Annotated in this window: 21 protein-coding genes; 8 read left to right on the forward strand and 13 right to left on the reverse strand. The window is 69.5% G+C overall.

What is annotated here, in order from left to right; all coding sequences use genetic code 11:
• Positions 1 to 353 precede the first annotated feature (353 nt).
• Together AB0M65_RS07625 and AB0M65_RS07630 are read right to left on the reverse strand one after the other, a co-directional pair.
• Positions 354 to 1,370 (reverse strand): NAD(P)H-dependent glycerol-3-phosphate dehydrogenase, encoded by a 1,017-nt coding sequence (locus tag AB0M65_RS07625; RefSeq protein WP_364023036.1) that lies wholly within the window; start codon positions 1,368 to 1,370, stop codon positions 354 to 356.
• Positions 1,370 to 2,074: a lysophospholipid acyltransferase family protein gene (locus AB0M65_RS07630; RefSeq protein WP_364023039.1), complete on the reverse strand. Its 705-nt coding sequence runs from the start codon at positions 2,072 to 2,074 to the stop codon at positions 1,370 to 1,372. The genes AB0M65_RS07625 and AB0M65_RS07630 overlap by 1 nt, the downstream gene beginning before the upstream one ends.
• Before the next feature lie 132 nt (positions 2,075 to 2,206).
• Between AB0M65_RS07630 and cofC the strand changes: the two genes are divergently transcribed.
• From cofC to AB0M65_RS07645, 3 genes are read left to right on the forward strand one after another with little or no spacing between them, the layout of a single operon-like run.
• Positions 2,207 to 2,812 carry a 2-phospho-L-lactate guanylyltransferase gene (cofC, locus tag AB0M65_RS07635; RefSeq protein WP_364023258.1) on the forward strand — a complete coding sequence of 202 codons (606 nt, stop codon included), beginning with the start codon at positions 2,207 to 2,209 and terminating at the stop codon, positions 2,810 to 2,812.
• Between the two features lie 58 nt (positions 2,813 to 2,870).
• Complete coding sequence (locus tag AB0M65_RS07640; protein ID WP_364023042.1) at positions 2,871 to 5,189, forward strand: RNA degradosome polyphosphate kinase; 2,319 nt, start codon at positions 2,871 to 2,873, stop codon at positions 5,187 to 5,189.
• Complete coding sequence (locus AB0M65_RS07645; protein WP_364023045.1) at positions 5,186 to 6,121, forward strand: NUDIX hydrolase; 936 nt, start codon at positions 5,186 to 5,188, stop codon at positions 6,119 to 6,121. Before AB0M65_RS07640 ends, AB0M65_RS07645 begins: the two co-directional genes overlap by 4 nt.
• A gap of 54 nt (positions 6,122 to 6,175) precedes the next feature.
• Here the strand turns inward: AB0M65_RS07645 and AB0M65_RS07650 are convergent, their stop codons facing one another.
• The 6 genes from AB0M65_RS07650 to leuC form a co-directional block, all read right to left on the reverse strand.
• The gene (locus tag AB0M65_RS07650; RefSeq protein ID WP_364023267.1) at positions 6,176 to 6,337 is read right to left on the reverse strand and encodes a hypothetical protein; all 162 of its coding nucleotides are present in this window, start codon (positions 6,335 to 6,337) and stop codon (positions 6,176 to 6,178) included.
• Positions 6,338 to 6,375: 38 nt separating this feature from the next.
• Positions 6,376 to 6,585, reverse strand: a complete 210-nt coding sequence (locus AB0M65_RS07655) for a hypothetical protein (RefSeq protein WP_364023269.1) — start codon at positions 6,583 to 6,585, stop codon at positions 6,376 to 6,378.
• 37 nt (positions 6,586 to 6,622) lie between these two features.
• Entirely contained in the window at positions 6,623 to 6,853 is a 231-nt protein-coding gene (locus AB0M65_RS07660; protein WP_364023048.1) for a winged helix-turn-helix domain-containing protein, read from the reverse strand.
• A 90-nt stretch (positions 6,854 to 6,943) separates the two neighbouring features.
• The gene (locus AB0M65_RS07665; protein WP_364023051.1) at positions 6,944 to 7,615 is read right to left on the reverse strand and encodes an HU family DNA-binding protein; all 672 of its coding nucleotides are present in this window, start codon (positions 7,613 to 7,615) and stop codon (positions 6,944 to 6,946) included.
• A gap of 246 nt (positions 7,616 to 7,861) precedes the next feature.
• Positions 7,862 to 8,470 carry a 3-isopropylmalate dehydratase small subunit gene (leuD, locus tag AB0M65_RS07670; RefSeq protein WP_364023054.1) on the reverse strand — a complete coding sequence of 203 codons (609 nt, stop codon included), beginning with the start codon at positions 8,468 to 8,470 and terminating at the stop codon, positions 7,862 to 7,864.
• Between the two features lie 32 nt (positions 8,471 to 8,502).
• Positions 8,503 to 9,921, reverse strand: a complete 1,419-nt coding sequence (gene leuC / locus AB0M65_RS07675) for a 3-isopropylmalate dehydratase large subunit (protein ID WP_364023057.1) — start codon at positions 9,919 to 9,921, stop codon at positions 8,503 to 8,505.
• A gap of 79 nt (positions 9,922 to 10,000) precedes the next feature.
• Between leuC and AB0M65_RS07680 the strand changes: the two genes are divergently transcribed.
• Positions 10,001 to 10,702 (forward strand): IclR family transcriptional regulator, encoded by a 702-nt coding sequence (locus AB0M65_RS07680; protein WP_364023060.1) that lies wholly within the window; start codon positions 10,001 to 10,003, stop codon positions 10,700 to 10,702.
• 72 nt (positions 10,703 to 10,774) lie between these two features.
• On the opposite strand, the gene AB0M65_RS07685 is transcribed toward AB0M65_RS07680, so the two are convergent.
• The 4 genes from AB0M65_RS07685 to AB0M65_RS07700 all read right to left on the reverse strand — a co-directional run bounded on the left by AB0M65_RS07685 (position 10,775) and on the right by AB0M65_RS07700 (position 14,248).
• Positions 10,775 to 11,167 (reverse strand): hypothetical protein, encoded by a 393-nt coding sequence (locus AB0M65_RS07685; RefSeq protein ID WP_364023063.1) that lies wholly within the window; start codon positions 11,165 to 11,167, stop codon positions 10,775 to 10,777.
• 99 nt (positions 11,168 to 11,266) lie between these two features.
• Entirely contained in the window at positions 11,267 to 11,929 is a 663-nt protein-coding gene (locus AB0M65_RS07690; RefSeq protein WP_364023066.1) for a response regulator transcription factor, read from the reverse strand.
• A gap of 10 nt (positions 11,930 to 11,939) precedes the next feature.
• The gene (locus tag AB0M65_RS07695) at positions 11,940 to 13,598 is read right to left on the reverse strand and encodes a right-handed parallel beta-helix repeat-containing protein (RefSeq protein ID WP_364023068.1); all 1,659 of its coding nucleotides are present in this window, start codon (positions 13,596 to 13,598) and stop codon (positions 11,940 to 11,942) included.
• Positions 13,598 to 14,248, reverse strand: coding sequence for a helix-turn-helix transcriptional regulator (locus AB0M65_RS07700; RefSeq protein WP_364023071.1), 651 nt, complete (start codon positions 14,246 to 14,248; stop codon positions 13,598 to 13,600). The genes AB0M65_RS07695 and AB0M65_RS07700 overlap by 1 nt, the downstream gene beginning before the upstream one ends.
• Positions 14,249 to 14,425: 177 nt before the next feature.
• On the opposite strand from AB0M65_RS07700, the gene AB0M65_RS07705 reads away from it, so the two are divergent.
• From AB0M65_RS07705 to AB0M65_RS07720, 4 genes are read left to right on the forward strand one after another with little or no spacing between them, the layout of a single operon-like run.
• On the forward strand, positions 14,426 to 15,091 hold the full coding sequence (locus AB0M65_RS07705; protein ID WP_364023074.1) for a response regulator transcription factor: 666 nt from the start codon (positions 14,426 to 14,428) through the stop codon (positions 15,089 to 15,091).
• A complete protein-coding gene (locus tag AB0M65_RS07710) occupies positions 15,088 to 16,341 on the forward strand; it encodes a HAMP domain-containing sensor histidine kinase (protein ID WP_364023077.1) in 1,254 nt (417 codons plus the stop codon). The genes AB0M65_RS07705 and AB0M65_RS07710 overlap by 4 nt, the downstream gene beginning before the upstream one ends.
• A 14-nt stretch (positions 16,342 to 16,355) precedes the next feature.
• Positions 16,356 to 16,712, forward strand: a complete 357-nt coding sequence (locus AB0M65_RS07715) for a hypothetical protein (protein ID WP_364023080.1) — start codon at positions 16,356 to 16,358, stop codon at positions 16,710 to 16,712.
• Positions 16,697 to 17,626 (forward strand): DUF6177 family protein, encoded by a 930-nt coding sequence (locus AB0M65_RS07720; protein ID WP_364023083.1) that lies wholly within the window; start codon positions 16,697 to 16,699, stop codon positions 17,624 to 17,626. The genes AB0M65_RS07715 and AB0M65_RS07720 overlap by 16 nt, the downstream gene beginning before the upstream one ends.
• Positions 17,627 to 17,648: 22 nt before the next feature.
• Here the strand turns inward: AB0M65_RS07720 and AB0M65_RS07725 are convergent, their stop codons facing one another.
• Positions 17,649 to 19,820, reverse strand: a complete 2,172-nt coding sequence (locus AB0M65_RS07725) for an ADP-ribosylglycohydrolase family protein (RefSeq protein WP_364023085.1) — start codon at positions 19,818 to 19,820, stop codon at positions 17,649 to 17,651.
• Positions 19,821 to 19,831 lie beyond the last annotated feature (11 nt).

A 19,831-nucleotide genomic window follows, 5' to 3' on the forward strand; every position in this document is an offset into this window, starting at 1 on the left:
GGTTCTCTCACACGATCATGGGACTTAGACACTCACATGATCAACCAGAGACCGTGCCTGCCCTCATCCAGGCAACCGACTTTGCCGGGGCCCTGGGAAGAGTGTCGAGCTGGGCCGGGGCTGGGGTTCACCGACAACAGCGACACGAAAAGCGCGCACAGACGACGGCGCCAAGACCCGAGAGGCCCCGCGACACAGTCATCCCACGTGCGAACATGCCCTCAGCGAACCAGTGCGGAACCCGGCGGTCAACCGATCTCATACCGTGGACCGTGAGTTCCGCACCTCCAGAACCATGCTGGCAGCACGAATCCGCCCCGGTCTGTCGCGTTCTTGCGGTCTTCCTTGCGCCGTCAGGACCACTCGTGTTTCTGCGACCGCCCGAGCAGCTCCGCTCCCGCACGACGGGGATCGACCCCTTCGTGGCATACGCGGTGCATCGCGTCCGTGATCGGCATGTCGACACCGAGGCTCAGCGCGAGTTCCCGGATCGACGTGCACGACTTGACGCCCTCCGCGACCTGCCCGCCCCCGGCGGCCAGCGCCTGTTCCAGGGTCTCGCCCCGGCCGAGCCGCTCGCCGAAGGTCCGGTTGCGCGAGAGCGGCGACGAACACGTGGCCACGAGGTCGCCGACACCGGCGAGCCCGGCGAAGGTGAGCGGGTCGGCGCCGAGTTTCGCGCCGAGCCTGGCCATCTCGGCGAGCCCGCGGGTGATCAGCGTCGCCATCGTGTTGGTGCCGAGCCCCAGCCCGGCCGCCATTCCGCAGCTCAGCGCGATGACGTTCTTGCACGCGCCGCCCAGTTCACAGCCGACGACGTCGGTGTTGGTGTACGGCCGGAAGTACTGGTTGAAGCTCGCCTGCTGGATCGCCTTGGCGTTGTCGTGGTCGGTGCAGGCGAGCACGGCGGCCGCCGGCTGCCCGAGCGCGATCTCCTTCGCCAGGTTCGGCCCGGAAACGACCACGATCTGCCCGTCGCCGACCCGGGCGATCTCGGCGATGACCTCGCTCATCCGCTTGAGCGTGCCCAGTTCGACCCCCTTGGCGAGACTCACCAGGATCGCCTCACGCGGCAGCAGACCGGACCACTCCGAAAGATTGGCCCGCAGGGTCTGGCTCGGCACCGCGAGGACGATCGCCTGCGCACCGTCGAGGGCCTCGGCCGGATCCGCGGTCGCGGTGATCGTCGAGGGCAGCTCGACCTCCGGCAAATAGGACGAATTGCGGTGCCGGTCCCGGATTTCGGCCGCGACCTCGGGACGGCGCGCCCACATGGTCACGTCGCGACCGGCGTCGCCGAGCACCTTGGCGAACGCCGTTCCCCACGATCCCGCGCCGAGTACGGTCATCCGCTGGACCTCGACGGCCATCAGGCGTCGTCCCCCGGCTTCTTCGCGGGCGGTTCCTCTTGGCGGATCTCCGCGAGGAGAGCGGTGATCTCGGTCATCATCAGCTCGGTGACCTCACGCAGCTTGGACGCACTGCGGGTGGACCCGCTCTTGTAGGCCGAGAGGTCCATCGGCTCGCCGACCAGATGCGTGATCCTCTTGCGCGGGAACGGCGTGAACTTCTTCGTGTAGCCGTTGAAGATGTGGTTCGTACCCCAGCGGGCGATCGGGATCACCGGCACGTCGGTCTCCAGCGCGAGCCGCGCGGCACCGGTGAACGGCTTCTTCGGCCAGCCGTCCGGATCCTTGCTGATCGTGCCCTCCGGGTAGATCACGACGACCTTGCCGTCGCGCAACGCCTGGTGGGCGGCCTTGAGGCTGTCACCGGCCGCGGCGGAACCACGCGAAACGGGGATCTGTCCCGCGCCGACGAAGATCTTGCCGAAGACCGGTGTCCTGGTCAGGCTCTCCTTGCCGAGAAAACGGGGTACCCGCTTCATCCGGTGCACGAACACCGCGTCCACCGCCGGGTCCATATGGGACACGTGGTTGAGCAGCAGCAGCGCGCCGCCTTCGCGGGGGATCCGCTCGGTGTTGCGGTAGACCCGCTTGCCGATGGCGGTCGCCGGGTAGAACAGTGCGGCGGCGACGCCAACCCAGAAGCCGCCCTTCTCACGCCGGGCCAATTCGTCCTCCTCGAGTCGACGCGTCCGTCCCTGTTCCGACGATCCTGCCGCGCGCACGCGAGCGCGGTCCAGGGAGGGTCGGGTAAGAAGATAGACGTGGACAGCGTTGCGGGGATCGACCTGATCGTGCCGATGAAGCGCCCGGCGGAGGGCAAGTCGCGGCTGCGTGGCGCCGTCGTGCCCGCGCGGCACGCCGAACTGGTGCTGGCGCTGGCCCACGACACGCTGTCCGCGGTGACCTCGGCGGACGGGATCCGCCGGGTGCTGGTGGTCGCCGCCGACCCGGCGTCGGTGGCGGATCTCACCGAGCTGGGTGTGGAGATCGTGGCCGAACCGTCACGAGGCGGCCTGAACGCGGCACTGCGGTTCGGCGCGGAACTGCTGCGCCGGGACACCCCGGACGGTCTCGTCGGCGCGCTGCAGGCCGATCTGCCCGCACTGCGGACCGAAGACCTCACCGCCGCGCTCGCCGAGGCGGCCGGACGCCGGGCGTTCGTCGCGGACCGGCAGGGCACGGGCACGACGTTGTTGCTCGCGGCGGCCGGACGGCCGCTCGAACCCCGGTTCGGCGGGGGTTCGGCGCTCGCCCACACCGGCTCCGGTGCGATCCCGCTCACGATCGACGGGGAATCACTCCGCAGTGACGTCGACACCGCGGATGATCTCGCTCACGTCTGCACCCTGGGTGTCGGAAAGCGCACGTCGGCCTTGCTGGGAACACCCTGCGTGGTGATGTGAGGGGAGTTCACCCGACCGACCACCGCGGGGCGCACATAATCGCCCCGAGTGGTGAACAATGAAGCCCGTGAGCACAAACGACGGCGGCACCCCGAACCCGGCAAGGAAGCGGAAGACCTCCGCCGCGAAATCGACACCGGACAGCGAGGGCACAAAGCCTCTCCGGGCAAGAAAGACCAGCCCCTCGGTGAAGACGAACAGCGCCCCGCGCGCCGCCATCCGCGCGACCCGCGGTGGCTCGGCGAGCCGTCCCGTCCAGTCGTTCCGCACGCTGCCCGCCGCGCCGCCCGCGGTGACGTCCGCACCCACCGCCGTCGAGACACTGCCCGACGACCGGTATTTCAACCGTGAGCTGTCGTGGCAGGACTTCAACGCACGCGTGCTCGCGCTGGCCGAGGACGAGTCGCAGCCGCTGATCGAACGCGCCAAGTTCCTCGCCATCTTCGCGTCCAATTTGGACGAGTTCTACATGGTTCGGGTGGCCGGGCTGAAGCGCCGCGACGAGACGGGCCTGCCGGTCCGCAGCGCGGACGGGCTCACCCCGCGCGAGCAGCTGGCCTACATCGCCAAACAGAACCAGGACCTGGTCGAGCGGCATACCAACGCCTTCGAACTGCATTTGCGACCGCGGCTGGCCGAAGAGGACATCCACATCGTCGGCTGGAACGACCTGGCTGGCGCCGATCAGCTCCGGCTGTCCAACTACTTCAGCGAGCAGATCTTCCCGGTGCTCACACCGCTGGCCGTGGATCCCGCGCATCCGTTCCCCTACATTTCGGGCCTTTCGCTCAACCTCGCGGTCACCGTCCGGGATCCGGAAGGCGGCACCGAGCGGTTCGCGCGGGTCAAGGTGCCGAGCAATGTGCCGCGCCTGATGCGGATCGAGCAGCAGCCGAGGGAGAGCCGCACCGGGACGTTCCTCCCCTTGGAGGAACTGATCTCCGCGCACCTCAGTGAGCTGTTCACCGGGATGGAGGTGACCGAGCACCACGTGTTCCGGGTCACCCGCAACGCGGATTTCGAGGTCGAGGAAGACCGGGACGAGGACCTGCTTCAGGCGCTGGAGCGCGAACTGGCCCAGCGCCGGTTCGGCCCGCCGGTGCGGCTCGAGGTCGCGCAGGACATGAGCGAGCACATGCTCGAACTGCTGCTGCGTGAGCTGGAGGTCGACCCGCGTGACGTTGTCGAGGTCCCCGGCCTGCTGGATCTGACCTGCCTGCACCAGTTGTCCGGGGTGGACCGGAAGGAACTCAAGGACCGTCCGTTCGTGCCTGCCACGCATCCGGCGTTCGGCGAACGCGAGACGCCGAAGTCGGTGTTCGCGACGCTGCGCGAGGGCGACGTCCTCGTGCATCACCCGTACGACTCGTTCTCCACCAGTGTCCAGCGGTTCATCGAGCAGGCCGCCGCGGACTCGAAGGTGCTGGCGATCAAGCAGACGCTGTACCGCACCTCGGGCGACTCCCCGATCGTCGACGCGCTGATCGACGCCGCCGAGGCGGGTAAACAGGTCGTCGCGCTGGTCGAGATCAAGGCACGGTTCGACGAACAGGCCAACATCACCTGGGCGCGGACGCTGGAACGCGCCGGCGTCCACGTGGTCTACGGGCTCGTCGGGCTGAAGACGCACTGCAAGGTGTCGATGGTGGTGCGGCAGGAGGGTTCGACGATCCGGCGCTACTGCCATATCGGTACCGGCAACTACAACCCGAAGACCGCGCGCCTGTACGAGGACCTCGGCCTCCTGACCGCGGACCCGACCATCGGCGCCGACCTGACGGATTTGTTCAACGTGCTCACCGGCTACTCCCGGCAGGACACCTACCGCAACATCCTCACGTCGCCGCACGGGATCCGCCGCGGCATCGTGCGGGCGATCGGCGAGGAGATCGAACTCGCCCGCGCCGGCCAGACCGCCGGGATCCGGATCAAATGCAACTCGCTCGTCGACGAGCAGGTGATCGACGCGCTGTACCACGCTTCGCAGGCCGGAGTGCCGGTCGACGTCGTCGTACGCGGGATCTGTGCGCTCAAGCCGGGCGTGGAAGGGCTGAGCGAGAACATCCATGTGCGCTCGATCCTCGGCCGGTTCCTGGAGCACTCGCGCATCTTCAACTTCCGCGCGGGCGGCACGCACTGGATCGGCAGCGCGGACATGATGCACCGCAACCTTGACCGCCGGATCGAGGCACTGGTGCGGGTCAAGGATCCGAAGCTGACGGCGCAACTGGACTACATCTTCGAGTCCGCGCTGCATCCGGCGACCCGGTGCTGGGTGCTGACCGCCACCGGCGAGTGGACCCCGTTCCCGGCGACCGGCGACGACGTCCGCGACCACCAGGTCGAGCTGGCGAAGCGGCACGGGGCGGCCGGATGAGCGGGGTCGTGCGGGCGGCGGGTGCCGTCCTCTGGCGTCGTGACGGGGACCGGATCGAGATCGCGCTGGTGCACCGGCCGCGCTACGACGATTGGTCGCTGCCGAAGGGAAAGCTGGATCCGGGCGAGACCATCGCGCAGGCCGCGGTCCGCGAGATCGGTGAGGAGACCGGGTTCGAGGCGGTGCTCGGGCGGTATCTGTGCCGGACCGAGTACACCGTGGCCGGCGCGCCGAAGACCGTCGACTACTTCTCCGCTCGCGTGGCTTCCGGCACCTTCGCCGCCAATGAAGAGGTCGACGAACTGCGCTGGCTCGACGCCGAGACGGCGGAGAAACTGCTGACGCGGCCGGGAGACGTCCGTGTCCTGCGCGAGTTCTCCGCGCTGCCCGCCGACCTCGGCACGGTGATCCTGGTGCGGCACGCCAAAGCGGGTAAACGCGACGAGTGGAACGGCGACGACGACCTGCGGCCGCTGTCGGACGCGGGACAACGGCAGGCCGAGGCGCTGCGTTCGGTGCTGCGGCATTACGCGCCGGACAGGGTGCTCTCGGCGCCGAGGCTCCGGTGTGTCCAGACGGTGAGCGGGCTCGCCGACGATCTCGGCGCCGAGATCCGGCACGAGACACTGCTGTCGGAAGAAGGCTACTGGCCGGACCCGGTACTCGGCGTCGCGCGGCTGCTCGCGATCGCGGGCGACGGCGGGACCCCGGTGATCTCCAGCCAGGGCGGCGTGATCCCGGACGTGGTCAGCGCGCTGGCCGACCGCGACGGCGTCGACCTGCCCGCCACGCGTGGCGGGGTCGTGCCGTCGAAGAAGGGCTCGTTCTGGGTGCTGTCGTTCCGGGCACCCACCGAGTCGGACGGGCCGGTTCTGGTGGCCGCGGACTACTTCGCGTCGCCTTTGCCCACCCCCGCGGCCGCGCATTCCTGAGGCCGCACGCCGGTTGGGTCTCGTGAGTGATTTGGGTCGTTCTAACGACCCAAATCACTCACGACCCTCCCGCGCTCGGGCCGCGTTTTCGTGGTCCTGCAACACCATCAGCCACGACGATGGCACGCAAAGCGCCGCCGACCGTTCCTCCACTGTGGAGGGCAGCGCGTCGGCGAGCACACCCGTCGCCTGGAGGAACCCGGACAGTGCGTCCATCGGAGTGACCGGTGTTCCGGCGAAATGCCCCCACTGGTCTACGAAGAGTTGTCCGTCGGGGAATTTTTCCCGCAATCGATGCGACCAATGGACGGCGAGAGCGGTCTTTCCGACCCCGCGGTCCCTTCGATGACCACGATCCGTGTCGGCCCGCCCTGGCCGAGAAACCCGTCCAGTTCGGCCAGTTCGGTCTCGCGGCCGGTGAAATCCGTGACGAGCGCGCGAGAATCCGCACGAGTCTTTCCCATAACGATTCCCGGAGCGGGTGCTGGACGACCAGATCGGTCAATTCGGCGACGAGTTCCGCCCTTCCCAAAGTGAGATGGCCTCGGCCAGCAGCTTTCGTTCGGTCACCACGACGTGTTCCCCGAACAATCGCCGCAAACGCATCACATTCGTCCGCAGGCTGCCGCGGATCCGTTCCGGGGGATCTTCACCCCAGACCCGGCGGGCGAGCGCGTCGATGGAAACCAGACGGCCGCACGACAACGCCAGCGTGGCGAGCAGCGCTTCCATGCCCGGACGGCACCGAAAGGACCCCCGAAACTACGGCAGGGCCCCGCGCTGTGCGCGGGGCCCTGCCGTCGGCTCTCTCTTAGAGGGAGCTTACTTCTTCTTCGCAGCCGCCGAAGTCCGCTTGGCCGGAGCCTTCTTCGCAGCGGTCTTCGTGGCGGTCGCCTTGGCAGCCGGCTTCGCGGCGGCCTTGGTGGCGGTCGCCTTCTTGGCCGTGGTGGCGCGAGTCGTCGTCGCCTTGGCCGCGGCCTTCGGCGCCGCCTTGGTGGCGGCCGGCTTCGCGGCTGCCTTCGTCGCGGTCGCCTTGGCGGCCGGCTTCGCAGCCGTACGCGTCGTGGCGGCGGCGGCGCGGGTCCGCGTGGTGGTGGAACGCGTCGCGGCCGGGCGGCTGGCGGCCGTCCGGGTCGTCGTCGCGCGGGTGGCGGCGGCCCGAGTGGTGGTGGTGCCGGTGGTCGCACGCTTCACAGCGGTGGCCTTCGGCAGCTTCTTCGAGCCACTGATGACGTCCTTGAAGGTCGTGCCGGCGCGGAAGGCGGGCACGTTGGTCTTCTTGACGCGGACAGTCTCACCGGTGCGCGGGTTCCGCGCGGTGCGGGCAGCGCGGGCGCGCTTCTCGAACACACCGAAGCCGGTGATGTTCACCTTCTCGCCCTTGTTGACCGTCCGGATGATGATGTCGACAAGGCCATCGACGGCCTCCGACGCGACCTTCTTGTCGCCCAGGCGCTCCGACAGCGCCTCGATCAGCTGGGCCTTGTTGGCCATTCCAGTCCTCCAAGAAGAACTTGTTGTACACGGCCCCGTCGGCCGACTTAGCGCACACGGTATTACCAATGCAGCACAAATTCCAAACGACGCGCGGAAATTTCCCTTGTCTCGGGGGCTGTTCCGCCTCCAGAGGGACCCTCTCAGGCCTCTCGGAGTGCCGTTCGGTGTGGTTTCGGGGCTGTCGCGAAGACCCTCGGCCGAGGTGCGGATTCCCAGCTCAGCAAGGGAATCCGCACCTCACGGCTAGGCCTTGAAGGGGGCCGCCGGGAGGGTGACCGGCTTCCAGGAGGGGCGCTGGGACTCGAAAGTGTCGATTTCCTCCGCGTGGCGGAGTGTCAGGGCGATGTCGTCGAGCCCTTCGAGGAGCCGCCAGCGGGTGTAGTCGTCGATCTGGAAGGGCGCGACGAAGTCCTTGGCCCGTACCGTCTTCGACTCGAGGTCCACCGTGACCTCCGTCCCGGGCTCGTTTTCGAGCAGCTTCCACAGCAGTTCGACGTCCGCCTGTTCGCACTCGGCGGCCACCAGGCCCTGCTTGCCGGAGTTCCCGCGGAAGATGTCCGCGAACCGGGAGGAGATCACGGCACGGAAGCCGTAGTCCATCAGAGCCCAGACCGCGTGCTCGCGGGAGGAACCGGTGCCGAAGTCCGGGCCCGCGACGAGGACCGAACCGGAGTCGAAGGGCTCTTGGTTGAGGATGAACGACTCGTCGGAGCGCCAGGCGGCGAAAAGCCCGTCCTCGAAGCCGGTGCGGCTCACACGCTTGAGGTAGACCGCCGGGATGATCTGGTCAGTGTCCACGTTGGACCTGCGCAGCGGGACCCCGACGCCGGTGTGGTGGGTGAACGGTTCCATGTCGGAAACTCCTTCGCGGGTGTCAGCAGGTGTCAGCGGGCGGCGGCGGGCTGGAGGTCTTCGGGGCTGGACAGGGTTCCCCGCACGGCCGTGGCGGCCGCCACGAGCGGCGAGACCAGATGCGTCCGGCCGCCCTTGCCCTGCCTGCCTTCGAAGTTGCGGTTCGAGGTGGACGCGCTGCGCTCGCCCGGTTTGAGCTGGTCCGGGTTCATGCCGAGGCACATCGAGCAGCCCGCCTGGCGCCATTCCGCGCCCGCTTCGAGGAAGACCTTGTCCAGGCCTTCGGCTTCGGCCGCTTGGCGGACGCGCATCGAACCGGGGACGACGAGCATCCGGACCGATCCGGCGACCTTGTGCCCGCGCAGGACGTCCGCGGCGGCCCTCAGGTCCTCGATCCGGCCGTTCGTGCAGGAGCCGAGGAAGACGGTGTCCACCGCGATCTCACGCAGCGGCGTACCCGGCTTCAGGTCCATATAGGACAGCGCCTTCTCGGCGGCGACGCGCTCGTTCTCGTCGCCGATGCGCTCGGGGTCGGGCACCTCGGCGCTCAGCGGCAGGCCCTGGCCCGGATTCGTGCCCCAGGTCACGAAAGGCGTGAGCTCGTCGGCGTTCAGGCGCACCTCGGCGTCGAAGACGGCGTCCTCGTCCGTGCGGAGCTCGCGCCAGTTCTCGACAGCGGCGTCCCAATCGGCGCCCTCCGGCGCGTGCGGACGGCCCTTCAGGTACGCGAACGTCGTCTCGTCCGGCGCGATGAGACCGGCGCGGGCACCGGCTTCGATGGACATGTTGCACACGGTCATCCGTGCTTCCATCGACAGGTTTTCGATAGCTGGGCCGCGGTATTCGAGGACGTAGCCCTGCCCGCCGCCGGTGCCGATCTTCGCGATCACCGCGAGGATGATGTCCTTGGCCGTCACGCCGGGGCGCAGTGCGCCGTCGATCGTGATCGCCATCGTCTTGAATGGACGGAGCGGCAGGGTCTGGGTGGCCATCACGTGTTCGACCTCGGAGGTGCCGATCCCGAAGGCCATCGCGCCGAACGCGCCGTGCGTCGAGGTGTGACTGTCACCGCACACCACGGTCATCCCCGGCTGGGTCAGGCCCAGCTGCGGGCCGATGACGTGCACGATGCCCTGCTCGGCGTCGCCCATCGGATGCAGCCGGACGCCGAACTCCTTGCAGTTGTTGCGAAGGGTGTCGACCTGGGTGCGGGACACGGGATCCGCGATCGGCAGCTCGATGTCGATCGTCGGGACGTTGTGGTCCTCGGTCGCGATGGTGAGGTCGGGTCGGCGCAATTTCCGGTTCGCCATGCGGAGTCCGTCGAACGCCTGCGGGCTGGTGACCTCGTGCAGCAGGTGCAGATCGATGTAGAGCAGGTCGGGCTCGGCCCCCTCGCCGCGCCGCACCAGATGCGACTCCCACACTTTCTCGGCCAGTGTCCGGGGCATTTCCGGCTCCTCACATGCGGTGAAACGGGTACTTCCCACCATCTGGACATCTCAAACTTCGGGAAGATAGTATCGGCTTGTGGGACAGCATAGCGGTATCGGAGTACTCGACAAGGCCGTGGCCGTGCTTCAGGCCGTGGCCGAAGATCCTTGTGGCCTGGCGGAACTGTGCACGCGGACCGGTTTGCCGCGTGCCACGGCGCATCGGCTCGCGGTCGGTCTCGAGGTGCATCGGCTGTTGCGCCGCGGCCCGGACGGACGCTGGCGGCCGGGTACCGCGCTCGCGGAACTGGCAGGCGGCTCGACCGACCCGCTGCTCGACGCGGCGAGTTCGGTGCTGCCGAAATTACGCGACATCACCGGGGAAAGCGTGCAGCTCTATCGCCGGGACGGCGTCCAGCGCATCTGCGTTTCGACCGCGGAACCGCCGAGTGGCCTGCGTGACACCGTGCCGATCGGGTCACGGCTGCCGATGACCGCGGGCTCCGGCGCGAAGGTCCTCGCCGCGTGGTCGGACCCGCATACGCAGCGGACGATCCTTTCCGAGGCGGTGTACGGCGAGCGCACACTGCTCGAAGTCCGCCGTCGCGGCTGGGCCCAAAGCGTGGCGGAGCGGGAACCGGGTGTGGCGAGTGTCTCGGCGCCGGTACGGGATTCGACGGGCACCGTCGTCGCCGCCGTGTCGGTTTCCGGGCCCATCGAACGGATAGGGCGTAAGCCGGGGGCCCGCTGGGCCGCGGACCTGCTCGCCGCCGCGGACGCACTCCAAGAGCGTCTCTGATCCCTGTCGGAGTACACACGAAGGCCCCCGCACCGTGATGCGGGGGCCTTCACGTACTCCAGGACCGTCCTATCAGAACTCGTCGGCCCGGGTCAGTTCGTGTTCGAGCGCGTCCGCGCGGATGACGAGGGACTTCAGCGGATGTTCGAACTCGTTCCGCAGGTTCAAATCGACCAGCGGGATCGTATGCTTGAGCAGGGCGACGCCGTCCACGATCGCCGCGCCGCCGACCACACCGCCGCCGGCGAGTTCGAGCAGGCGCCGCAGGTCGATCTTGTCCGCCCAGCCGACCGGGGACGAGATCTCCACCCACTCCGCGCCGTCGTGATCGGGCAGATGATGCAGGGAAACCTGCTGGCCGCGGCCGTCCTCGGTGTCGGCCCGGAACCGGAGCCAGTCTTCCCGCTCTTCGAGCACTTCGTACCGTGCCCGGACGAAATTGATCACGCCTGCCCAGATGGACACCCTCGTCACCTCTCGGTTCGCCGCCTCGTGCTTGGTCGAGCATGGCACATCCGGGGTGGCTTCAGCCGGTGGGATGGCCGGGTGACCGGCGGCAATCCATCAGACGGGCGCCATGCGATACCCCGCCCCCCGCATGGTGTGGATCAGCGGCGGATCTTTGAGCTTCCGCCGCAATCGGGCGATCACGACGTCGAGCACGTTCGACGCCGGGTCCGCCATCTCGTCCCACGCGTACCGGATCAGCTCTCGCCGGGAGACCGGCCGCCCGGTCGCGGCCATCAACCGTTCCATGACGAGGTACTCCTTGCGGGTCACCGTGAGGAGTACCCCCGCCCGCGAGATCTGGTGCCTGCCGGTGTCGAGTTCGACGTCGGCGCAGCGCAGCACCGTCGCCTGCCCCGCCATGTCGCGACGGCACAGGCTGCGCACCCGCGCGATCAGTTCCGGCATGGCGAACGGCTTCACGAGGTAGTCACCGCCGCCGACGCGCAAACCGTCGATCCGGTCGGCGACGCTGTCGCGCGCGGTCAGGAACAGCACCGGCATCGGCCAGCCGGCACTACGCCGGTCGCGCACGTACGCCAGCGCGTCACCCGAAGGCAGCATCCGGTCGAACACCGCGCAGTCGTAGGCGTTCACCATCAGCGCCTCGTCGGCGGCGGGCAGATCGGCGGCGGTGTCCACCGCGAACCCGTCGCCGCGCAGGGCGAACGCGAGCGCCACCCGCAAGTTCTCGTCATCCTCGGTCACCAACACCCGCACACCCGGCACGTTAGCGTGCCGTGGCCACCACCACGTCGGCCACGTGCAGCTCGCGCAGTTCTTCGACGACCGGCATCCGGCCCAGCAGCCGCAAACGCTGCGACTGTGCCTTGCGCACCTTCTCGAACAGACGGCGCGCGTCCCGCGCGTTGCCGAAGTTGAGGTCGGCCGAAATCAGCCGGAAGTGGTCGGCCAGCACGGGGCAGGCACCCGGGTCCAGGTCGTAGTCCCCGGCCGACGCCATCCGCCCGAAGATGGCGAGCAGTTCCTCGGGACTGTAGTTCTCGAACTCGATCGTCTTGCCGAAGCGGGACGCGAGACCGGGGTTGGCGGCGAGGAAATCGACCATTTCGCCGGTGTAGCCTGCCACGATCACCGCCACCTCGTCACGGTGCTCTTCCATCAACGGCACCAGGGTGTCGATCGCCTCCTGGCCGAAGTCGCCGCCGGAACCGGCGAGCCGCGAAAGCGTGTACGCCTCGTCGATGAACAGGACACCGCCCTTGGCCTCCTCGAAGACGGTCGCGGTCTTCTCCGCCGTATGCCCGATGTACTGCCCGACGAGATCGCGGCGGGAGACTTCGTGGAACTGACCGTGCGGCAATACTCCCAGCGCCTTCAGGAGTTTGCCGTAGATCCGCGCCACCGTCGTCTTACCGGTACCGGGTGCCCCCGCGAAGATCAGGTGGTGCCCGGCGGCGCCGATCGGCAGCCCGGCGCGGCGCCGCCATTCGTTGACCTGCAACTCGTCGACGAGTGCGCGGACCTCTTCCTTCACCCCGGGAAGGCCGATCATGGCGTCGAGTTCGCCGAGCATCTCGTCCAGCGCTTCGTCGCCGACGGCGCCGGAATCAGCGGGATCGGCCGTCTCGCTGAACGTCGCCGTGGCTCCTTCGGCGATCGAAATCCCCGGTTCCGCCGTGTTCTCGACGCGGCAGGCGGAGATCGCGCCGCCGCAGCCGGACGCGAACGCGATCCCGGAACCCCGTGCGTCGGTGACCGAGCATCGCCTGAGCACCGGCGCGCCGTGATGCGCGACGGCGATGCCCTCATGCCCGGTGTGCGAGATCACGCAGCCTTCGATGACCGGCCGGGCGTACTGGTAGACGTACATCCCCCGCAGCCCGCAGCCGCTCACCGCGCAGTCGCGGACGACCGGATCGGCGCCCTGGCCGAGGGTGATCCCGTCGCCGAGGATGTCCTCCACGGTGGTGTCTTCGAGTCGTCCGGGCGCGCCGTCGACGAGGATCCCCTGCTCCGCCCCCGAAATCACGCAGCCGGTGACCGTGAACGCCGTCGTGCCGCGGATGGCGATCGCCGGTCCGCGCGCGCCGGAGATCGTGCAGCGGCGCACGGTCAGTTCGGCGTCGTCGGCCCGGATCGCGGAGGAGCCGTCGGCCAGGATTTCGATCCCTTTGAGGGCAAGCGATCCACCGATGGCGCGAAAGACGGGCCGGTCGGCGCCGCGGCCGTCGATGATGACGGTGGCGCCGTCCGCGGCGGCCAGGGTCACCCGGAGGCCGTTCAGTTCGATGGTTTCGGCGTATTCGCCACCCTCGATGGTGATGACGGAGCCGTCGGAGGCGTCCGTCAGCGCGTCGCCGATGGTCGGGTACGCGCCGGGCCGCCGGGCCACCAGCAGGACCCGGCCGGGGGTCGAGGTGGTCATCAGCCCGCCTTGGCCATCAGCCAGCCGCGGTCGACCGCCTTGGCCCCGGCCTGGAACCGGCTGCGAGCGCCGAGCCGGTTCATGATGTCGGCGACCATGCGCCGCACCGTGCGGACCGAGATGCCCAGCCGGGCGGCGGCGGATTCGTCGGTGGTGCCGGAGAAGAGCAGGGTCAGCAACTCGCGCTCGCGGCAGGTCAGCATCGAAGCGTCCTCGGGTTCCGCGAGGTCCAGTGGGACGAGCGGCGCGGCGGCCTGCCAGATCCGCTCGAACAGGCCGACCGTCGCGGTGACCACGCCGGGCAGCCGGAACACCGCGGAACCGGTCTGCCGCCCGTCGGGAAGGACGACCGAGGTCCGGTCGATCACCAGCGCGTCCATCGGGACTTCGGCGTCGGTGCGTACTTCGGCCCCGGCACGGGACATCCGGTTGAGCGCGGCGGACATCCGCGCGGAGTCGGGGAAGAGCACCTTGTAGCGCACCCCGGGGCGGACGTTCGCGAGCGCGATCCGCTGGAACGCGGAGTCCGCTCCGGTGCTCATGACGAGCACTTCGCTGGTCGCGGCCGCGAGGAGTTCGGTCAATCCTGCCCGGTCACGGGCCGGTTCGGCTCCCACGACCAGGCTGAGCCCGCCGATCTGAACAGTCATGGCGCTGTACCTCACTTTCCCCGACGCGGCGACGGGTGGACGTCCTGTTCATGCCAGTTCCCGCCGTCCGGGCGGACCGGGGTGCCCGAGGCGTTAGCGTTCAGGGGCATCACGGCAGGCGCGGCGGGTGGGTGAAGCTGCATGCGTCTACTTTCGCTGTTCGAACATGAGGTTTTGATGACACGGGTGATGGTCGTCGAGGACGACGAGAATCTGCGGCTGGCGCTGGTCACGCAGCTGCGTTCGACCGGCTTCGCCGTCGACGGCGCCGGCGACATCGCGACCGCGGACCGGCTGCTGCGCGGAACGCACCACGACTGCGTGGTGTTCGACCGGATGCTGCCCGACGGTGACGCGATCGACTACGTCCACATGCGACGGCAGCTGGGCTGGCGGACGCCCGTGCTGTTCCTCACCGCCCGCGACGCGCTCGCCGACCGGGTGGCGGGGTTCGAGCACGGCGGTGACGACTACCTCGTGAAGCCGTTCGTGATGGCCGAGCTGACCGAGCGGGTGGCGAACCTGTGCCGCCGGTCCGCGTTCGACCGGCCCTCGGTGCTGCAGCATGACGATCTGGTGATGGACTGCGCGCGACGGGAAGTACGCCGGGCGGGTGTGCTGCTCACCTTGACCAACAAGGAGTACGCGGTGCTCGAATACCTGCTCACCAGGGCCGGGCTGCCGGTGCGGCGGGCCGACCTGATCGAGCACTGCTGGGACGCGCAGGCCGATCCGATGTCCAATGTGGTCGACGTGGTGGTGAAGCGGTTGCGCCGCAAAATGAAGGAACCGGAACTGATCCACGCCGTCCGCGGGCTCGGGTACCGGCTGGGCGCGCGATGAACAACCATTCCTCGGCTGATCGGCTGCGCAGGCTCCGCTGGATGCTGACCGCGTTGTTCACCGTGATGAACACGCTCGGGCTGGTGGTCTTCGCGTGGCTGCTCATCAGCGAGGACGGTGACCAGGGCGAGGAACGGACCGACGCCGCGCTGAAGGAGGTCACCTCCTCGGTCAGCAGGCTGGTCGCCTTCGACGGCACCATCGACTTCGGCCTGGTCAACACCGACGTGCTGAACGACCGCTGCCCGCAGTTCGCGATCCTGCCCGGCGGTGCGGCCGCGTTCCAGGCGCACCTTTCGCGGGCGAACTGCGTCCCGATGAGCCCGCAGGTGCTGACCGGGCTCGCCGCCGAAGCAGTGCAGACCGGCAAACTGGTCTCCGGCTATCAAAAGGGAAGTGGCGGCGAACTGGTCAAGGTCCGCGCCCAGCCGTTGCGCGACGGCGACGGCAAGCCGTTCGCCGCCGTCGTCGCGGTGCAGCCCACCGCCGCCGAAGACGACGCGCACACCCGGTTCACGCTGCTGGTGATCGGCGGCACCGTGCTGCTGGTCGCGGCGCTGGGCTTCGCCGGTCACCTGCTGTCCGGCCGCTCGATCCGCCCCGCCGCGGCCGCCTTGCAGCAACAGGAAGTCCTGCTCGCCGAAACCGCGCACGACCTCCGCACCCCCGTCGCGGCCCTGCGCGCGCTCGCCGAAACCGCGATGGCGAACCCCGCCCAGTCGGCGGAACTGCTGCCGCGCACCGTGCGCCTCGCCTCGAGAATGGGCGGGATCATCGACGACCTGCTCGTCCGCGCCCGGCTCGCCGCCGGTGTCGAACAGCTGAGCATCCAGCCGATCTGGCTCGATCAGCTGGTGGTGGGCGTGGTCGAAGACACCACGACCGACAGCGCGGAAATCACCGTCACCGCCGCGCCGACGAAGGTCAACGCCGATCCCGCGCTGCTGCAACGGGCGATCGGCAACCTCGTCGACAACGCCGTCCGCTACGGCCGCCTGCCGGGTGCCAAGGCGTTCGTGCACCTGACCGTCGCGGGCGGCACGGTGACCGTCGCGGACCACGGACCGGGCATCGACACCGCGATGGCTGGCGACGCGTTCGACCGGTTCGCCAGCACCGGCGGGTCTTCCGGGCTCGGACTGTCCATCGTGCGCTGGGTCGCCCAATCGCACGGCGGCACGCTTTCGGTGTACAACGCCGACGAGGGCGGCGCGATCTTCGAACTGAGGCTTCCGGTCAGCACGAACTGAGGAAGGCGACGAACGTGACCTTCGACATCATCGGCCTGTGCCGCGACGAACCCGGCCCGGAAACCGTCATCCCGGCGCTGGCGGCGGCCGGGGAGGAACTGCTGGCGGACTTCCGGGACGAGCAGCCGCTCATCCGGCTTCACCATCCCGACGGACGGCTCATGACCACCCTCGAAGACGTCCACTTGGTGCGAACCGACGGTGAAGTGCGGCGTCTGCTCGGCATCGGCGCCGACGTGGAGGCGCCGCATCCGGTGTGGTGGGTGGAGGTCTGGGCACCCGGCGACGATCCGGAAGCGGAGGCGACCGCCAGGGCGTTCACCACGGCGCTGGTCGCCGGGACCGGAGGTCTGTCATGGTCGAACCGGTGAAGGAAGCGCTGGTCTTCGAGCAGTTCCGCACCGTGGTCCCCGCCTCCCCCAGGCTGATCGACGCCGCGTGGACGGCCGTCGGGACCGGCCGGACGCTCCAGCTGGTCACCGCCGAACACAGCGGAATCACCTACCCGCTCGAAAAGCTGCTCTCGGAGGTCCGGGGTGAGTGGGTGGTGCGCGACGACCGGGGGCGGCATCGCGAGGGGACCAGCGGAATCCCGCTGACCTGGAACGGCAGCCGGTTCGAGCGCGATCCCGGCGTCCCCGCTCCCACCGCGGTCGATACCGCACCCCGTTCCGGCGACCTGGAACTGCGGATCGCCGCCCTGCACCCGGCCGGGGAACCGCCGCGGCTCGGCAAGATCGTCGAAGCCGCCGTGGCGGTGCTCACCGGCGGTGAGCCGAGCGGCTGGGGTGTCGCCGAGCCGGCGACCGAACCCTGGTCGGCGGCGGAGCTCGGCGCGTTCTGCCGCGACCGCTCGCCAGAAGCGAGCGGGCTGGTCGTCGTCGGCCCCGGCGTGACCGGCCGGTTACGGGTGTCCACAGTGGATACCGGGATGCTCGAAGAGATCGAACTCAGCGGCCCGGCCGCCGGGACGGTGCGGCAGGAGGCCATCGAGACGCTGGTCGCGGCACTCGCTCCGCTCGTCCGGCAGATGCTGGTCGCCGCACACCCCGGCAGGCGGAACGGCCTGCGCTCCAGCACGCCGACCCTGCCCGCCGTGCCCTACGGCGTCCTCATCGGGCACGAAATGCTCGTGGGCGGGAAGGGAACTCCTCCCGATCATGAGGTGAAGATGTACGGCGGAGAGGGCCGTGAGGCCGCGTGGTTCCGGCTCGGCTCCGGCCGCCGGTCCCCCTTCGAGGAACTCGACGGCATCCTCCGGCACTTCATGGACGCGGGGCAGTGACCCGAGACCCGCTCGGCCGGTCTCAGGTCCGGGGATACCGCCGGGCCCATTCCGCGGCATAGCGCTGGTCCGTCGACGGGGACTGCGCCGAGAAGTGCCAAAACGCGTCCCCGGCGACGGTTTCCACCAGATCGGCCGCTTCGAGGCGATCGAGCCACCCGGACGGCAGGCCGGGGATTCCGACCCGCGAGCCGACCACCGCACCGGCGATCGCCCCCGTGATCGCGCTGCGGCCGGAGTGGCCGACAGCGGCCTGTATCGCCCACTCAGCGTCGAAGAACCGTCGCGACACCGCGATCATGGCCCGGCCCAAGGCATCGACGGCGGTGTCTCCCCGGCCCGCCCCGTCCAGCTCTTCGGGATCCGTGCGGACCAGTTCCGTCCGGGCGCGCACCGCGTTGGCCAGCGCGTCCGTCACCGGGCCACGGGCGGGTCCACGCCCGACGATCCGCTGGAGCAGGGTGTGCGGCGGCAGCGGTTCCCCGCGCCGGAACAACTGGCTGAACAGTTCGGCCATCGCCCCGGCCGCTTCCGCGGTGGGCCCGTCGGCGCCCCCGCCCGCCGCCAGCAGGCGTCCCACCTGCGCCACGGTGTCCACATCGGACTCCGGACCGCCACCGCAGAGCGCCGCGACCATCCCGGGCACGAGGAAGGCGACGTCGTCCCCTGTCGACGGCGCGGCCTCTCCCGGCACGCACAGCAGCGGGACCTGGGAAAGCCAGCCGTCGCGCTCTCCTCGTTGGGCGTCTTGCCACCGCTGCGAGGACAAGGCTCCCAGCGCCATCAAGCCACCGGGGGCGGCGCCACTGAACCTCGCGGGCAGGCCGCGCATCAGCCCCTCGGTGTGGAACAGCAACTGCCGGGTCAGCGGGCCGATCGTCCCGGTGGGTTCGAGGATCCCGTCCTCGCCGTACCGCGCCCGGATCTCGGGCAGGCTCATCGTGTCCACGGCCGAACCCAGCGACTCCCCGATGGCGAACCCGGCGAACGCGCCCGCCACCCGGTGCCAGGCGAACTCCGTGCCGTCGGCGTCCTGGCGGAAGAACTTGCCGGAGGTCACCGCGTGCGGCCGGATCCGCCCCGCCGCGTCGTACCCCGCGACCAGGCCGTTGGCTCGCAGGTCGGCCGGCCACCGCTGTCCGGAGAGGTCGTCGTCCGGCGAGTCGACGCCGGCGTGTGCGGCCCTGTTGCGCTGTTCCCAAGCCCGGCCGCGAACGAACCGCTCGCAGTCCTCAGTGGACAGTTCGAATCCGGCGGCCCTGGCTTTGCCCGCCGCCTCCTGGAGCCCGGAGACGGCTTCGGCGAGCCCCAGTTCCGCCCGGATCGCTTCCGCCGCGGCCGCCACTTCCTGGGAGTATTCCGGCGAAACCTCCACGACCCGGACGGCCGCGCGGAACTCGGGCCACCGCGCACGGGTCCGCGTGAGTTCGACGGCGGTGACGACGTCCGACGGGAACGCGCCCGGGTTGATCGCCAGCCCGGTTCCGGGGAACTCCGCGACGAACGACAGCACATCCGTTCGCACCCATTTCGAGGTACCGGGCGGCAGCCGCCTGCGGGAGGTGAACACTCTCAAAGTGCGCGGATTCTCCTGCCACAGCCCGTAAAGAGGCTGCCCGGTCCGGTGGTCGACCGGGTAGTAGAGCTCCGCGCTCAGCAGGCCGGCGAGGTACCGCGGCCGGTCGAACCGGCCTGTCTCCCAGCAGCCGAGCAACTGCTCCGCGGTGGTGTCCATGGCCGGATGACCGAGTCGTTCGGGGCCGAGCCGGTAGTCCGGGTTGACCCGGATCTCGCCGCCTTGGGGGCCGCGTTTGCGCCAGGCCATGACGGCGACGGCGGGGACGCCGAGATGGGCCACTCCGCTGCGCGCGAACTCGGGTTCCACGATTTCCTGCCAGTCGTCCTGACCGGCGACGGCTACCGCGATACTCGGACCGGTGCCGTCGGGGCCGGGATCCGGATGGCGCAGGCTTCCGTCCTCGCGCACGATCAGCGCGGGTTTGGGCACGAGGGCCGCGAGCCGCTCGCCGCCGTCCAGCGCGCGAACCGCGTCGTAGGGCACGAACCAGCCCTCCGGGATCCGCAGCAGGTTCTCGTGGTCGACCCGGACCGCGTGTTCCCCCCGGGTCAGGTCGACCGGATTCCCCGCCCTCAGCCACTGTTCGACCTTGGCGATCGCCTCGGCAGCCCGCACGATCACTCCTC

The sequence above is a fragment of the Amycolatopsis sp. NPDC051071 genome (assembly GCF_040682875.1).
Taxonomy (GTDB): Bacteria; Actinomycetota; Actinomycetes; order Mycobacteriales; family Pseudonocardiaceae; genus Amycolatopsis.

Coding starts and splice junctions, on each gene's coding strand:
- cofC (WP_364023258.1), top strand. CDS start 2,207: ATGAAGCGCCCGGCGGAGGGCAAGTCGCGGCTGCGTGGCGCCGTCGTG.
- AB0M65_RS07720 (WP_364023083.1), top strand. CDS start 16,697: ATGGTCGAACCGGTGAAGGAAGCGCTGGTCTTCGAGCAGTTCCGCACC.
- AB0M65_RS07650 (WP_364023267.1), bottom strand. CDS start 6,337: ATGGACGCACTGTCCGGGTTCCTCCAGGCGACGGGTGTGCTCGCCGAC.
- AB0M65_RS07705 (WP_364023074.1), top strand. CDS start 14,426: ATGACACGGGTGATGGTCGTCGAGGACGACGAGAATCTGCGGCTGGCG.
- AB0M65_RS07695 (WP_364023068.1), bottom strand. CDS start 13,598: ATGACCACCTCGACCCCCGGCCGGGTCCTGCTGGTGGCCCGGCGGCCC.
- AB0M65_RS07640 (WP_364023042.1), top strand. CDS start 2,871: ATGAAGCCCGTGAGCACAAACGACGGCGGCACCCCGAACCCGGCAAGG.
- AB0M65_RS07710 (WP_364023077.1), top strand. CDS start 15,088: ATGAACAACCATTCCTCGGCTGATCGGCTGCGCAGGCTCCGCTGGATG.
- AB0M65_RS07660 (WP_364023048.1), bottom strand. CDS start 6,853: ATGGAAGCGCTGCTCGCCACGCTGGCGTTGTCGTGCGGCCGTCTGGTT.
- AB0M65_RS07655 (WP_364023269.1), bottom strand. CDS start 6,585: ATGGGAAAGACTCGTGCGGATTCTCGCGCGCTCGTCACGGATTTCACC.
- AB0M65_RS07665 (WP_364023051.1), bottom strand. CDS start 7,615: ATGGCCAACAAGGCCCAGCTGATCGAGGCGCTGTCGGAGCGCCTGGGC.
- leuC (WP_364023057.1), bottom strand. CDS start 9,921: ATGCCCCGGACACTGGCCGAGAAAGTGTGGGAGTCGCATCTGGTGCGG.
- AB0M65_RS07625 (WP_364023036.1), bottom strand. CDS start 1,370: ATGGCCGTCGAGGTCCAGCGGATGACCGTACTCGGCGCGGGATCGTGG.
- leuD (WP_364023054.1), bottom strand. CDS start 8,470: ATGGAACCGTTCACCCACCACACCGGCGTCGGGGTCCCGCTGCGCAGG.
- AB0M65_RS07645 (WP_364023045.1), top strand. CDS start 5,186: ATGAGCGGGGTCGTGCGGGCGGCGGGTGCCGTCCTCTGGCGTCGTGAC.
- AB0M65_RS07700 (WP_364023071.1), bottom strand. CDS start 14,248: ATGACTGTTCAGATCGGCGGGCTCAGCCTGGTCGTGGGAGCCGAACCG.